Below are 12829 nucleotides of genomic sequence, written 5' to 3'. Positions count from 1 at the left end.
CGGATTCGGATAGTAGCGCCATCGCGTTGCACGATGGCACGCACTGCTATGGCGCAGGGTCCGGCTGGGCCAGTATCCAGACAGCAAGCGCCTTTGCCTGTTCGGCAGAGATGCCCGGCTGGCGCGGCATCAGCTTGCGGCCCCAGCGGCCGGCGCTGCCGTGCTGGATGCGCTCGGCCAGTTGCGCGGGCGCGCCGGCGTCATGGCGGTAGCGCTGGGCAATCTGCGCAAAGCCCGGACCGACATGGGTCTGCTCCATGCCGTGGCAGCGCAGGCAATACTGGCTCTGCACCAGCGCCCAGCCTTCGCTGGCCGACGGCAGCGCGGCGCCAGCCACCGGCGCGGCCGGCGGCGGCGGCTTGCGGCTGTTGATGCTTTGCCACGCCAGCCACGCAAACAAGGCCGGCACCATGGCAGCGGCCACGCCCAGCGCCACCAGGCGCCAGCGCCTGGAGGCAGGGGCAAGCGGCTGCACCATCGCGCCGGATCAGTGGCGGAAGTGGCGCACGCCGGTGAAGACCATGGCCACGCCGCGCTCGTTGGCGGCGTCGATGACTTCCTGGTCGCGCATCGAGCCGCCGGGCTGGGCCACGCAGGTCGCGCCCGCATCCACCACCACGTCGAGGCCGTCGCGGAACGGGAAGAACGCATCGCTGGCCACGACCGTGTTCTGCAGCGACAGCTTCGCGGCTTCGGCCTTGATCGAGGCAATGCGCGCCGAATCGAGGCGGCTCATCTGGCCCGCGCCCACGCCCATGGTCATGCCGCCCTTGCAGAACACGATGGCATTGCTCTTGACGTACTTGGCGACCTTCCAGGCAAACAGCAGATCCTGCAGTTCTTCCTGGGTCGGCTGCATGATGGTCACGACCTTCAGGTCGGCGAGTTGCAGTTCATGGTTGTCGGCGGTCTGCAGCAGCATGCCCGAGCCCACGCGCTTGGTCTCGATGGCGTTGCGCACCTGGTTGTAGTCGGCCGGCAGCGCGATCTTCATCAGGCGCACATTGGCCTTGGACTTGAACACTTCGAGCGCCTCGGGCGTGAAGTCAGGCGCCATCAGCACTTCGGTGAACTGCTTGGCGACGGCCTGGGCCGCGGCCAGGTCGACGGTGCGGTTGAAGGCAATGATGCCGCCGAAGGCGCTGGTGGGGTCGGTCTGGAAGGCCTTGGCATACGCGTCATGCGCGTTGCCGGCCACGGCCACGCCGCAAGGGTTGGCGTGCTTGACGATCACGCAGGCCGGCGCCTCGAAGCTCTTGACGCATTCCCAGGCGGCGTCGGCATCGGCGATGTTGTTGTACGACAATTCCTTGCCCTGCAGCTGCACGCCGGTGGCCAGCGAACCCGCGGCGGGTGCCAGGTCGCGGTACCAGGCGGCCTGCTGGTGGCTGTTCTCACCATAGCGCAGGTCCTGCACCTTGATGAACTGGCTGTTGGCCTGGCCGGGGAAGGTGGCGCGCGTGGGCACGTATTCTTCCGACAGCTTCTCCTGCTCGAAGTTCACGCTCGACAGGTAGTCGCTGATCGCGCCGTCGTATTGCGCGATGCGGTTGAAAGCCGCCACGGACAGCTCGAAGCGCAGCTTGTGCGACAGCTTGCCCCCGGCTTGCAGTTCGGCCAGCACGGCCGGGTATTGCGAGGCATCGGTGAGCACGCCGACATCGGCCCAGTTCTTGGCCGCCGAGCGCACCATGGCCGGGCCGCCGATGTCGATGTTCTCGATCGCGTCGGCCAGCGTGCAGCCGGGCTTGGCGACGGTGGCCTCGAACGGATAGAGGTTCACGACCAGCAGGTCGATGGTGTCGATGCCGTGTTCCTTGAGCGCGGCCATGTGGGCCGGCAGCTCGCGGCGCGCCAGCAGGCCGCCATGCACCTTGGGGTGCAGCGTCTTGACGCGGCCGTCGAGCATTTCGGGGAACTGGGTCACTTCGGCCACTTCGGTGACGGGCAGGCCCTTGTCGGCGAGCAGCTTGGCGGTGCCGCCGGTCGAGAGCAGGCGAATGCCCATCGCGTGCAAGGCCTGGGCGAATTCAACGATGCCGGTCTTGTCGGAGACGGAAAGAAGTGCGGTGAGGGACATGGTGGGAGCTCTTCAAAAGGAAAAAGGGGTGGCGGCGTGCGGCCGGCGGCTCAGAGCAGCTGGTGCTCGACCAGCTTCTTGCGCAGCGTGTTGCGGTTCAGGCCGAGCCATTCGGCGGCGCGCGACTGGTTGTGGTCGGCCTGGCTCATGACCACTTCCAGCAGCGGCTTCTCGACGACGCGCAGCAGCATGTCATACATGCCGTTCGGCGCTTCGCCATCCAGGTCGCGGAAATAGCTCTCGAGGCTGTCGCGCACGGTTTGTTCGATGTTCTGGTTGCTCATGCAGTGTGTCCTGCGGATTCTTCAAGAGGCTGGGCGTCGCTGGCTGCGGCCGCCACCGGCAGCCGGTCCATCTGCGTGGCCAGCTGCTCCAGGTAGTCGGCCACGGCCTGCCATTGCTGGCCGCAGTCCTCGATGGTGTTGATGTGTTGGCGCAAGGTCTCCCCGCCGGGCAGGCTGCGCAGGTACCAGGCAATGTGCTTGCGCGCGCTGCGCACGCCCGTGCCTTCGCCGTAGAGGCGGTAGTGGTCTTGCAGATGGTCGAGCAGCAGGCGGCGCAGCTCGGCCACCAGCGGCGGCGCCATGTGCTCGCCCGTGGCCAGGAAATGGCCGATCTCGCGGAAGATCCAGGGCCGGCCCTGGGCCGCGCGGCCGACCATGATGGCGTCCGCGCCGGTATAGGCCAGCACGTCGCGCGCCTTCTCGGGCGAGGTGATGTCGCCGTTGGCGACCACCGGCACGCGCACCGCGGCCTTGACCGCGGCAATCGTGTCGTACTCGGCAAAGCCCTTGTAGCCCTGCTCGCGCGTGCGCCCGTGCACGGTGAGCATCTGGATGCCCACGCCCTCGAACGCGCGCGCCAGCACCTCGGCGTTCTTGTGGTCGTCGCTCCAGCCGGTGCGCATCTTGAGCGTCACCGGCACATTGGCCGGGGCGCAGGCCTCAACCACGGCTTCGGCAATCTCGACGGCCAGCTTCTCGTTTTGCATCAGCGCCGAGCCGGCCCACTTGTTGCAGACCTTCTTGGCCGGGCAGCCCATGTTGATGTCGATGATCTGTGCGCCGCGCTCGACGTTGTAGCGCGCGGCATCGGCCATCATCTCGGCATCGGTGCCCGCGATCTGCACCGCGATCGGCCCGGGCTCGCCTTCATGGTTGGCGCGGCGCGAGGTCTTGAGGCTGTTCCACAGGTCCTTGCGCGAGGTGACCATCTCGCTGACCGCATAGCCTGCGCCCAGCGCCTTGCACAGCTGGCGGAACGGCCGGTCGGTCACCCCGGCCATCGGGGCGACGAACAGGCGGTTCTCCAGCGGAATGTGACCAATGCGCAGCGCAGCCATTGAAGGATTCGGGAAGGGAAAGGAGGGAAAAAGAGGCAGGATTGTATCTGCTTAATTTTTCAGCAGAAAGAAACCGGCGCTAATGCCACCAGCGCCGCCTCAACTACCTCTTGCGCCGCGGCCGTTCAGCGCGGCGCGAATGCCCACCAGGTGTTGCCCACCGGACGCAGGCCCTGTCCGGCCAGGCGCTTGCGCAGCCATTCGCGGTTGAACAGCACATCGGGCGACAGCGCATCGTCGGGCGGCTGGGCCAGGCTGGCGGTGCCCACGCGCTGCATGCCGGCGGCGCCGGCCGCGGGGGCGGCACTGCCCATGTCGAGCAGTTCGCCATCGGCCAGCGGCCCGCGCACGCTGTCCGCAGCGCGTTCGCCATCGACCACCACCACGGCCAGCGCCAGCACCGGCTTGCCCGTGCCTGGCTTGCCCGCCACCGGCAGTTCGGGGCAGCCCAGCACGCGCAGCGCCATGCCTTCGCGCGCCAGATCCGCATGCACCTTCTGCAGGCGTGCGCGCTGGCCCGCCAGGCTGCGGCATTCGGGCAGCGACAGCACCTGCGCGATATCGCCGCCCGGCGACGCCACTGAGGCGATCTCGCCGGCCACGCCCTGGCCGGCCTCTCCCGGCGGCGGCACCACCGCGCAACTGGCCATGCCCAGCGCCAGCAGGCTCAGGCAGCTGTGTATCCATCCCCTACCCGTGGTCTGCATTTGCGGCATGGCGCGGCACCTCTTTTTATTTATCCAGTTGTTACCTTAACCTTGGACCACGCAAAGACAAGCCAGTGCAGGCCTACATTTGCACCGGCGGTCCCACCCTACACTTGCGCTCAAATGGAAATATGGTTGCATCAGCTGCTGGAGTATCTGTCCCTGCCCCAATTCGGGCTGAGCACGGTATTCCTGGTCGCCCTGATCTCGGCGACGCTGCTGCCGCTGGGCTCCGAACCCGCCGTGGCCGGCCTGCTGCACCTCAATCCCGAGCTGTTCTGGCAGGCGATCTTCGTGGCGACCGCGGGCAATACCCTGGGCGGCGCGATCAGCTGGTGGATGGGCCTGGGCGCGCACAAGGCCTGGGAGAAGGCCAGGCAAGCCCGTCTCGTCGAAGGCGCGGCGCCGCGCAAGGAGCCGCGCCAGCCCTCGCGCCATGAGCGCAAGGCGCGCATCTGGCTGCGCCGCTTCGGCGCCAAGGCCTGCCTGCTGAGCTGGTTGCCGCTGGTCGGCGACCCGCTGTGCGCGGTCGCGGGCTGGCTGCGCCTGCCGTTCTGGCCCTGCCTGTTCTATATGGCGATCGGCAAGTTCCTGCGTTACCTGGTCATGACCAGCGCCATCATGTGGGTCTGGCCGACTTAAATAGGAAGCACCCCCTGAGCGGCTGCGCCGCTTCCCCCTCTCAACCTTCGGTGGAGGGGGACGGCAGCCTCGGTGCGGGGCGGCCCTTCCTCGCTGCCCCCCTGCTGGACCATACCAGTTTGAGCGTTGTGAACTGAAGACCGCCCCAGATCGACGTGGACGACTACACATCCTTGCGGATCAGCGCCCCGGTGAACAGCACCGGTCCGGTCGGCCCGGTCTCGCTGGGCACGCCGCCCTTGGGCTCGAGGCTGATGGCCAGCGCGGGCACGGCCTGCACCTGGGCTTCCTGGGTCGGGATCTGCTCCAGCCGGCCTTCGCCCAGCACGCCCAGCGAACGCGGCGCGCCCTGGGGCGGCAGCGCCCAAAGCTGCAGCGATTGGTTCTCGCCCTCGCGGAAGCCGCCGACGCGCTGCAGCACCAGCCGGTTCTGGCGCGCATCGAAGGTCACCAGCATCGACGGATCCTGCTTGCCGTCGGCCAGCACGGCCACGTACTGGATCTGCGGCGCGGCCTGCAAGGCGGCCTGCGCGTTCTGCAAAGCCACCTGCGACGTCTGCACCTGGCCCTGCAGCTGCGCCAGCTGCTGCTGGCTCGACTGGCGCAGGTCCTGGTGCGCCCACAGGCCCACCGTGACTGCGGCCACGGTCGCAAATGCGCCGCCCCAGGCCGCGTTGCGCCACCAGGCAAGCGTGCGCGCGGGCGGCTGGCTGCGCCGGTGCGGCGACTTGTCGGCGCGCGCCTTCTCGGCCTGCAGCAGGTTGTCGATGCGAATCCACACGGCGGCATCGGGCTGCACCGGCGCCTGCACTTCGGACAGCGCGCTCCAGCGGCCCTGCCACAGCAAGGCGGTGGCACGCACCTGCGCGTGTTCGCGCGCGAGTTGTTCGAAGCGCCGGCGCGCGCCGCCACGCAGCGTGCCCAGGGCGTAGCAGGCCGACAGGCGGTCGAGGAGTTCGGGGTTCTGGATCAGATTCATGGTGATGGCTCCCGCTCAGACGTGCCTCGCCAGGCATTTGCGCAGTTGTTCGAGGCTGCGGCGCATCCACGACTTGACGGTGCCCAGCGGCAGCTTGAGCTGGCTGGCCAGCTCGCTGTGGCTCAGGTCGCGCAGATAGGCCAGGCTCACGACCTCGCGCTGGGGCTGCTCGAGCCGCTGCAGGCACTGGTGCAGCACCAGCGCCTGCTCGCTGGCCTGCGCCAGCTGCATCGGCCCGAGCGCGTCGTCGGCCGGCAGCGCAGCCTCGGCATCTTCCAGGGTCACGCTCAGATGCATGCGCTCGGCGCGGCGCCGGCGCAGGAAGTCCAGCGCCCGGCCGCGCACGACCATGCCCAGCCAGGCCATGGGCGGACTCAGCGAGGCGCGGTAGCTGCCGGCATTGCGCCACACGCCGATGAAGCTGTCCTGCAGCACGTCCTCGGCCCATTCCTTGTTGCCGAGAATGCGCAGCGCCAGCCCGTAAAGGCGGGCTGAGGTGTGCTCGTAAAGCTGCTTCAGCGCAGCCTCCTCGTGCACGGCAATGCGGTCAAGAAGGTCCATCAACTCGCTGTCCGGTGTATTGGCGCTCATGCTGCCATTGTGCGTAAAACGCCCGCTTGCGCAGACGCTGTTGGTTCGATGCAAACCCGCTTGATCGGGGCTTGCATACCTTGCTATACGCAGGCAGGAGGCAATTGGATGCAGCCTCGATGACAGAGAGCACGATTGCGGTCGCGCAGCGATGCTTTTGCGCGAGCGCGCTCAATCCGCCTTGAGCCCAATGCTCTTCACCAGCTCGCCAAACCGCTGCGCCTCGACCGCATGGTGGTCGATGAACTGCTTGCGCGTCATCACTGCCGGCGTCGCGCCCAGGCCGGCGACGATGTCGCGCACGTTCTTCTGCTCCAGGGCCTTGGCCACGCCCTCGCGCACCTTGTTCACCACCACGTCGGGCACGCCCGTGGGCGCGTAGAGGCCGAACAGCGTGTCGGCATCGAAACCCGGCAGGCCGCTCTCGGCCAGCGTCGGCACGTTGGGATACTGCGGCGAGCGCTCGGCGCTGCCCACGGCCAGCAGGCGCAGCTTGCCGGCTTCCACATGCTTGAGGCCCGGACCCGGGTCGAACCAGTACTGCAGTTGCCCGCTGACCACGTCGTTGAGCGCGGGCGCGGCGCCGCGGTAGGGCGCATGCACCGCATCGACCTTGGCCATGCGCTTGAACATCTCGCCGGCCAGGTGCGGCGAGCTGCCCTGCCCCGGCGAGCCATAGCTGACCTTGCCGGGATTGGCCTTGAGGTACTGGATGAACTCCGCCACGTTCTTCGCCGGCACATCCGGGTGCGTCTCGAGGTAGACATGCACGCGCGCCACGGCCGCGACCGGCGTGAGATCGCGCCCCGGGTCGAAGCTGAGCTTTTCGTAGATCATCGGATTGATGGTGATCGCGCCGCCCGAGCTCAGCAGCAGCGTGTAGCCATCCTTGGCCGCGCGCACGGTTTCGGCGATGCCGATGTTGCCGCCCGCGCCGGGCTTGTTCTCGATGATCACCGGCTGGCCCAGGGTCTTGGCCAGCTGCGGCTGGATCGCGCGCGCCAGCACGTCGGCGGCGCCGCCGGGCGCGAAGTTCACGACCAGGCGCACCGGCTTCTCGGGCCAGTTCTGCGCCAGCGCGGGCAGCGCCAGCGCGGCCAGGGCCAGCGCCGAGAAAGCCTTCAGGCCCTGGCGGCGCGCGGCGTGGGAATGGGTTGTCATGGTGTTTGTCTCCTTGTAGATATTTCTTGTGGTGCGCGCGCGTTCAGCGCTCAGGCGACCTCGACTTCGACGAGTATCGGCCGTGGCGCGGCAATGGCCGATTCGAGCACGGCGCGCAGCTGCAGCGCATCCTCGACATGCACGCCGTCGCAGCCCTGGGCCTTGGCCAAGCCGACGAAATCGATGTCGGGCAGCTCCGTGCCCTCGACCTTCTCGCCGTCGCGGTAGCCAAACACCTTGGCGAACTCCTGCAGCGCCGCATAGCGCCGGTTCTTCAGGATCACGAAGGTGATCGGCAGCCGCAGTTGGGCCGCGCTCCACAGCGCCTGGATGGCATACATGCTCGAGCCGTCGCCGATCACGGCAATGACTTTCTTCGCGGGTTCGGCCAGCGCCACGCCCACGGCCGCAGGCATGCTGTGGCCGAGGCCGCCGCTGCACATGGTGTAGAAGGTGGCCGAATGGAAGATCGGCAGGTAGGCCTGGATGGTGGAGCGCGAGCTGGGCGCCTCCTCGACGATGATGCTGCGCGGGTCGCGCACCTCAGCCAGCGTCTGCATGGCCCAGGCCACCGACATGCGCTGGCCGGCTTCGGGCGGCTGCGCGCGCGGCGGCTGCGCGCGGCGCGCGGGTTCGGCGCGCGCGGCCGGCGCGGGCCGCGCCAGCAGCTCCTGCACGCCCAGGCGGATATTGCCGATGGCGGCCGTGCCCACGGGCGACCAGGCGGCAATCGCCGGGTCCTCGATCAGCTGGTACAGCGCGCTGCCTTCGGGAATGTGCGGGCCCTGGCCTTCGACGTGGTAGGTGAAGGTGGCGGCGCCCACGGCCAGCACCACGTCATGTCCGCCCAGCAGCTGCACGATGCGTTCGCGCATCGCGGGCAGGAAGCCTGCAAACAGCGGATGGTTCTCGGGAAAGCTGCAACGCCCCGACATCGGCGCCACGAACACGCGCGCCTGGTGGCGCTCGGCCAGCGCCACCACCGCGTCCCAGGCCGCGCCGCGGTCCACGGCCGCGCCCACGACCAGCGCCGGCGTGCGCGCGCCGTCGAGCGCCGCGCCGATCAGCGCCAGCACGCGCGGATCGGGCCGGCTTTCAAAACCGACTTCGCGCACCTGGATGGGTTCGGCCAGGTGGTCCCAGTCGTCGGCGGGAATCGACACCAGCACCGGGCCGCGCGGCTCCTGCATGGCGATGTAGTAGGCGCGCGCCAGCGCCTGCGGCACGTCCTCGGCGCGCGCCGGCTCGCAGCTCCACTTGACATAGGGCTTGGGCAGCTCGGCGGCTTGGTTCGAATGCAGGAACGGATCGAACTGCAGGATGGAGCGCGCCTGCTGGCCCGCGGTGATCACCATCGGCGTGCGGTTCTTGAACGCCGTGAAGATGTTGGCCATCGCATGGCCCACGCCTGCGGCCGAGTGCAGGTTCACGAAGCTCGCGCGGCGCGTGGCCTGGGCATAGCCGTCGGCCATGCCCACGACCACCGCCTCCTGCAGGCCCAGCACATAGGAGAAGTCCTCGGGATAGTCGCGAAACAGCGGCAGCTCGGTCGAGCCCGGGTTGCCGAAGATCTGCGTCATGCCCAGCTGGCGCAGCAGGTCGATCACGGCATGGCGCACGGTAAAGGGGGCGGAGTTCTGGGGGTGTGTCTCTTGCATTGGATTTCCTTGGCGTACAGCGCATCGTGCCCGCGGTGATAATTTCCAGCAATTGAATAAACCATCTAAGAGATATTCATCCGATGGATATGAACCAGCTCGATCTGAACCTACTGCGCGTGTTCGACGCCGTCTACCGCCATCGCAGCGTGAGCCGCGCGGCCGAGGAACTGGGCCTGTCGCAGCCCGCCGCGAGCCAGGCCGTGACGCGGCTGCGCCTGCTGCTGGGCAATGCGCTGTTCGAGCGCGTGCATGGCGGCGTGCGCCCCACGCCGCGCGCCGAGCGCCTGGCGCGCGTGGTGCGCGCGGCGCTGGCCGCGCTCGAGGTCGGCCTGGGCGAGGCGCGCGACTTCGATCCGCAGGCCGCGCAGCAGCGCTTTCGCATCCACCTGAGCGATATCGGCGAGGCGCGCTTCCTGCCGGCGCTGATGGCGGCGCTGCGCGCGCGCGCGCCCGGCATCCGCATCGAGACGCTGCCGCTGCCCGTCGAGGAGATTGCCGAGACACTCGACCGCGGCACGCTGGACGCGGCCATCGGCTTTCTACCGGGCGTGCTGAGCACCGAGCGCCGCGTGCTGCTGCACGACCACTACTGCGTGCTGCTGCGCAGCGCCCACCCGCTGCTCGCCGCTACCAAGGGCCGGCGCCTGGGCGTCGACGCATTGCGCCAACTGGAGTTCGTGGCCGTGCGCTCGCATTCCGAAACCCTGCGCATCCTGCAGGTGCTCGAACTCACCGACCGCATCCGGCTTTCCGCAGCCCACTTCCTTGCCGTGCCGGCCATCGTCAGCGAAACCGACCTGGCCGTGGTCATGCCCCACGAGATCGCCTGCGGCTTCGTGCGCCGCGGCGGCTACGCCCTGCTGGATGCCGACCTGCCCGGCCACCGCTTCGCGGTCTCGCTGCACTGGAGCCGGCGCTTTGCGCAGGAGCCGGCCAAGGTGTGGCTGCGGGAGTTCATCGGCGAGTTGTTCACGCAGCAGGGTGTGGCGCCGTCATAGGGCCACGGCCTGCTAACGCCCCACTTCCGCGCGCCGCAGCTTGAATGTCAGGCTGAAATGCGTCGATGCATAGAGATTGCGCGAAATCTCGACGACCTTGCCGTCGGTCAGGCGATAGACGCGCAGCAGCTCGACCACGGTGGCCTTTTTCGCCAGGCCCAGTAGCGCCGCCACCTCGTCGGTGGCTTCGCACATGCGGATGGTCTGCTCGGCTTCGCCGATGCGCACGCCGTAGGTTTCCTCGATGAGTTCGTAGACCGGCGTGCTGCGCTTGCCAATCAGGCGCGCGACGCCGGCGTGGTCGGGGTGCAGATAGACCTGGGTCCAGCAGAACGGCTGGGCATTGCCTTCCTCGAAGCGCACGCCTTCGAGGCGCAGCCACTGGGCCGGGCTGGCGCCGTTGAGGCAGGGCACGAGCGCCGCGGCGACATCGGCAATCCTGGTGTGCCGGATCTCGAGCCGGCTGGCGGCGTACTGCAGCAGGTCGTCGAGCGAGCCGGTTTCGTGCAGATACGACTGCGCGGTGGTCGAGCTCAGCACCACCGTACCCGAGCCGCGGCGCGAGGCCACCACGCCGTTGAGGCGCAGCTCGCGCAGCGCCTCACGGATGGTGTGGCGGCTCAGCTGGAAGCGCTCGGCCAGTTCGCCCTCGGTGGGCAGGTTCTGGCCGACGGGGTGCAGGCCCTGCAGGATCTCGCTGCGCAGCGCCGCGACCACCTGGCGGTACAGCGGCTCCTTGGCGCTGCCGGTCTTGGCCGGCGTGGCGGCAGATGGGGCGGTCTCCTTCAATCGAAACTCCTGGCTACGTCAACAAACGGCACTCAATTTTTTACATCCATGGCAGACCGCAAACCGTCGCTGAGCATATTGAAGCACGCGCTGGTGACGAAGATGCAGATGCCCGGCAGCATGGTGAGCAGCGGCTGATTGTAGATAGCCGTGCGCAGGGTGTTGAGCATCAGGCCCCATTCGGCATCGGGCGGGCGCGTGCCCAGTCCGAGGAAGGACAGGCCCGAGGCCAGGATCATGGCCACGCTGATCAGGCTGGTCGAGTAGACGAAGATCGGGCCCAGCACGTTGGGCAGCAGGTGCACGCGCACGATGGTCAGCACCGAGGCGCCGCTGGCACGCGCCGACTCGATGTAGTCGAGGTTGCGCACCGAAGTCGTGGTGCTCTCGGCAATGCGTATCACCTGCGGGATGAACACCAGGCTCAGCGACAGCATGGCGTTGGTGATGCCCGGGCCCAGTGCGCCGCTGATGGCCACGGCCAGAAGCACCGAGGGGAACGCATAGAACACGTCGGTGGTGCGCATGATCAGCATGTTGGTGCTGCCGCCCGCATAGCCGGCCAGGATGCCCAGCGCGGCGCCTATTACCACCGCGATCAGCACCGGCACGATGCCCAGGAACCACGACAGCCGGCCGCCGTAGAGCAGGCGGCTGAGCATGTCGCGGCCCAGCTCGTCGGTGCCCAGCAGGTGACCCGGGCTGCCTATGGGTTGCAGGCGCCGCAGCAGGCTGCCCTGCAGCGGGTCGTACGGCGCGAGCCAGGGCGCGGCGAGTATCGCCAGCAGCATCAGCAGCAGGATGGCGGCGCAGACCAGCGTCACTGGATCGCGCCCAACGCGCCGCGCCACGCCCTGCCAGTAGCTGTCGCTGCGTTCGGCGGGGAGTGCTGCCGGAGGCAGCGTGTGGGAAGTGATGGAAGTCATGAGCGCTTGATCCTTGGGTCGAGGGTGGTCTGCAGCAGGTCCACCGTGAGGTTGAGCAACACGAAAATCAGCGCCAGCACCAGGATCGTGCCCTGCAGCACCGGGATGTCGCGCTGGAAGATGGCGCCGTTGAGCAGTTGCCCCGTGCCGGGCCAGGAGAACACCGTTTCCACCAGGATGGAGCCGCCCATCAGATAGCCCAGCTGCAGGCCCATCACCGCCAGCACCGCGGGCGCGGCGTTCTTCAGCACATGCAGCGCGATGCGCAGCGGCTGCAGGCCCTTGCCATGCAGCGTGGTGGTGAAGTCCTGGTTCAGGATCTCGATGACCACGCCGCGCACGGTGCGCGTGACGATGCCCATGGGAATCACGCTCAGCGTGATGGCCGGCAGCACCAGGAACTGCACATGCTCCCAGTCCCACACCCAGGCTTCGGAGCCGCCCGCGCCAGCGCCAAGCGCCGGCAGCCAGTTCAGCGTGACGCTGAAGATCACCACCAGCACCATTCCCAGCCAGTAATGCGGCAGCGACACGCCGCCCGCGGCCAGCGCCGAGGCGATCTTGTCGGGCCAGCGGCCGCGGCGGATGGCGGCCACGATGCCCAGCAGCGTGCCGGCGGCAAAGCCGATCAGCGCCGCGACCAGCGACAGCATCAGCGTGTTCTTCACCGCCACCGCCAGCTCGGCGACCACGGGCCGGCCCGAGGACAGCGAGGTGCCAAGGTCGCCCTGCAGCACCCGGCCCAGCCAGAGGAAGAACTGCGCGGGCAGCGGCTTGTCGAGCCCGTACTCGGCGCGCACCTGGGCCACGACTTCGGCCGGCGCGTCGGGCGAGACGATGGCGTTCACCGGATCGCCGGGCGCGATATGCACCAGCAGGAAGCAGATCAGGCTCACGGCCAGCGCGATGGGCAGCGCATAGAGCACGCGCCGCAGGATGTAGAAAAGCATGGT

Annotated in this window: 14 protein-coding genes; 2 read left to right on the top strand and 12 right to left on the bottom strand. The window is 68.3% G+C overall.

Annotation, left to right across the window (positions count from 1 at the left end):
- Window positions 1–46: 46 nt before the first annotated feature.
- From HUK68_RS03195 to HUK68_RS03175, 5 genes are all read right to left on the bottom strand, one after another.
- Window positions 47–478, bottom strand: a complete 432-nt coding sequence (locus tag HUK68_RS03195; protein WP_244146240.1) for a c-type cytochrome — start codon at window positions 476–478, stop codon at window positions 47–49.
- Window positions 479–487: 9 nt separating this feature from the next.
- Entirely contained in the window at window positions 488–2080 is a 1593-nt protein-coding gene (gene purH, locus HUK68_RS03190; protein ID WP_175502887.1) for a bifunctional phosphoribosylaminoimidazolecarboxamide formyltransferase/IMP cyclohydrolase, read from the bottom strand.
- A 50-nt stretch (window positions 2081–2130) separates the two neighbouring features.
- Entirely contained in the window at window positions 2131–2364 is a 234-nt protein-coding gene (locus HUK68_RS03185) for a Fis family transcriptional regulator (RefSeq protein ID WP_175502886.1), read from the bottom strand.
- A complete protein-coding gene (dusB, locus tag HUK68_RS03180) occupies window positions 2361–3422 on the bottom strand; it encodes a tRNA dihydrouridine synthase DusB (protein WP_175502885.1) in 1062 nt (353 codons plus the stop codon). Before dusB ends, HUK68_RS03185 begins: the two co-directional genes overlap by 4 nt.
- A 125-nt stretch (window positions 3423–3547) precedes the next feature.
- Complete coding sequence (locus HUK68_RS03175) at window positions 3548–4138, bottom strand: hypothetical protein (RefSeq protein WP_175502884.1); 591 nt, start codon at window positions 4136–4138, stop codon at window positions 3548–3550.
- A gap of 126 nt (window positions 4139–4264) precedes the next feature.
- On the opposite strand from HUK68_RS03175, the gene HUK68_RS03170 reads away from it, so the two are divergent.
- Window positions 4265–4771, top strand: coding sequence for a YqaA family protein (locus HUK68_RS03170; protein WP_244146239.1), 507 nt, complete (start codon window positions 4265–4267; stop codon window positions 4769–4771).
- Between the two features lie 163 nt (window positions 4772–4934).
- On the opposite strand, the gene HUK68_RS03165 is transcribed toward HUK68_RS03170, so the two are convergent.
- From HUK68_RS03165 to mdlC, 4 genes are all read right to left on the bottom strand, one after another.
- Window positions 4935–5750, bottom strand: coding sequence for an anti-sigma factor (locus HUK68_RS03165; protein WP_175502882.1), 816 nt, complete (start codon window positions 5748–5750; stop codon window positions 4935–4937).
- Between the two features lie 15 nt (window positions 5751–5765).
- A complete protein-coding gene (locus tag HUK68_RS03160; RefSeq protein ID WP_175502881.1) occupies window positions 5766–6341 on the bottom strand; it encodes an RNA polymerase sigma factor in 576 nt (191 codons plus the stop codon).
- 171 nt (window positions 6342–6512) lie between these two features.
- Window positions 6513–7502, bottom strand: coding sequence for a Bug family tripartite tricarboxylate transporter substrate binding protein (locus HUK68_RS03155; protein ID WP_175502880.1), 990 nt, complete (start codon window positions 7500–7502; stop codon window positions 6513–6515).
- Window positions 7503–7552: 50 nt separating this feature from the next.
- Window positions 7553–9160, bottom strand: a complete 1608-nt coding sequence (gene mdlC, locus HUK68_RS03150; protein WP_175502879.1) for a benzoylformate decarboxylase — start codon at window positions 9158–9160, stop codon at window positions 7553–7555.
- Between the two features lie 83 nt (window positions 9161–9243).
- Between mdlC and HUK68_RS03145 the strand changes: the two genes are divergently transcribed.
- The gene (locus tag HUK68_RS03145) at window positions 9244–10161 is read left to right on the top strand and encodes a LysR family transcriptional regulator (RefSeq protein ID WP_175502878.1); all 918 of its coding nucleotides are present in this window, start codon (window positions 9244–9246) and stop codon (window positions 10159–10161) included.
- Between the two features lie 12 nt (window positions 10162–10173).
- Here the strand turns inward: HUK68_RS03145 and HUK68_RS03140 are convergent, their stop codons facing one another.
- The 3 genes from HUK68_RS03140 to HUK68_RS03130 are packed head-to-tail and all read right to left on the bottom strand — an operon-like array spanning window position 10174 to window position 12826.
- On the bottom strand, window positions 10174–10950 hold the full coding sequence (locus HUK68_RS03140) for a GntR family transcriptional regulator (protein ID WP_175502877.1): 777 nt from the start codon (window positions 10948–10950) through the stop codon (window positions 10174–10176).
- A 32-nt stretch (window positions 10951–10982) separates the two neighbouring features.
- Window positions 10983–11876, bottom strand: coding sequence for an ABC transporter permease (locus HUK68_RS03135; protein ID WP_175502876.1), 894 nt, complete (start codon window positions 11874–11876; stop codon window positions 10983–10985).
- Window positions 11873–12826, bottom strand: a complete 954-nt coding sequence (locus HUK68_RS03130; protein ID WP_175502875.1) for an ABC transporter permease — start codon at window positions 12824–12826, stop codon at window positions 11873–11875. Before HUK68_RS03130 ends, HUK68_RS03135 begins: the two co-directional genes overlap by 4 nt.
- Window positions 12827–12829: the final 3 nt, after the last annotated feature.

The sequence above is a fragment of the Comamonas antarctica genome, from assembly GCF_013363755.1.
GTDB lineage: Bacteria > Pseudomonadota > Gammaproteobacteria > Burkholderiales > Burkholderiaceae_C > Comamonas > Comamonas antarctica.
The sequence above is the reverse complement of the archived record's forward strand: the minus strand, read 5'-3'. Positions and strand labels throughout refer to the sequence as shown.

Bases quoted from the DNA above. Each gene is read 5' to 3' on its own strand.
- HUK68_RS03195 (WP_244146240.1), bottom strand. From the start codon at position 478: ATGGTGCAGCCGCTTGCCCCTGCCTCCAGGCGCTGGCGCCTGGTGGCG.
- purH (WP_175502887.1), bottom strand. From the start codon at position 2,080: ATGTCCCTCACCGCACTTCTTTCCGTCTCCGACAAGACCGGCATCGTT.
- HUK68_RS03185 (WP_175502886.1), bottom strand. From the start codon at position 2,364: ATGAGCAACCAGAACATCGAACAAACCGTGCGCGACAGCCTCGAGAGC.
- dusB (WP_175502885.1), bottom strand. From the start codon at position 3,422: ATGGCTGCGCTGCGCATTGGTCACATTCCGCTGGAGAACCGCCTGTTC.
- HUK68_RS03175 (WP_175502884.1), bottom strand. From the start codon at position 4,138: ATGCCGCAAATGCAGACCACGGGTAGGGGATGGATACACAGCTGCCTG.
- HUK68_RS03165 (WP_175502882.1), bottom strand. From the start codon at position 5,750: ATGAATCTGATCCAGAACCCCGAACTCCTCGACCGCCTGTCGGCCTGC.
- HUK68_RS03160 (WP_175502881.1), bottom strand. From the start codon at position 6,341: ATGAGCGCCAATACACCGGACAGCGAGTTGATGGACCTTCTTGACCGC.
- HUK68_RS03155 (WP_175502880.1), bottom strand. From the start codon at position 7,502: ATGACAACCCATTCCCACGCCGCGCGCCGCCAGGGCCTGAAGGCTTTC.
- mdlC (WP_175502879.1), bottom strand. From the start codon at position 9,160: ATGCAAGAGACACACCCCCAGAACTCCGCCCCCTTTACCGTGCGCCAT.
- HUK68_RS03145 (WP_175502878.1), top strand. From the start codon at position 9,244: ATGGATATGAACCAGCTCGATCTGAACCTACTGCGCGTGTTCGACGCC.
- HUK68_RS03135 (WP_175502876.1), bottom strand. From the start codon at position 11,876: ATGACTTCCATCACTTCCCACACGCTGCCTCCGGCAGCACTCCCCGCC.
- HUK68_RS03130 (WP_175502875.1), bottom strand. From the start codon at position 12,826: ATGCTTTTCTACATCCTGCGGCGCGTGCTCTATGCGCTGCCCATCGCG.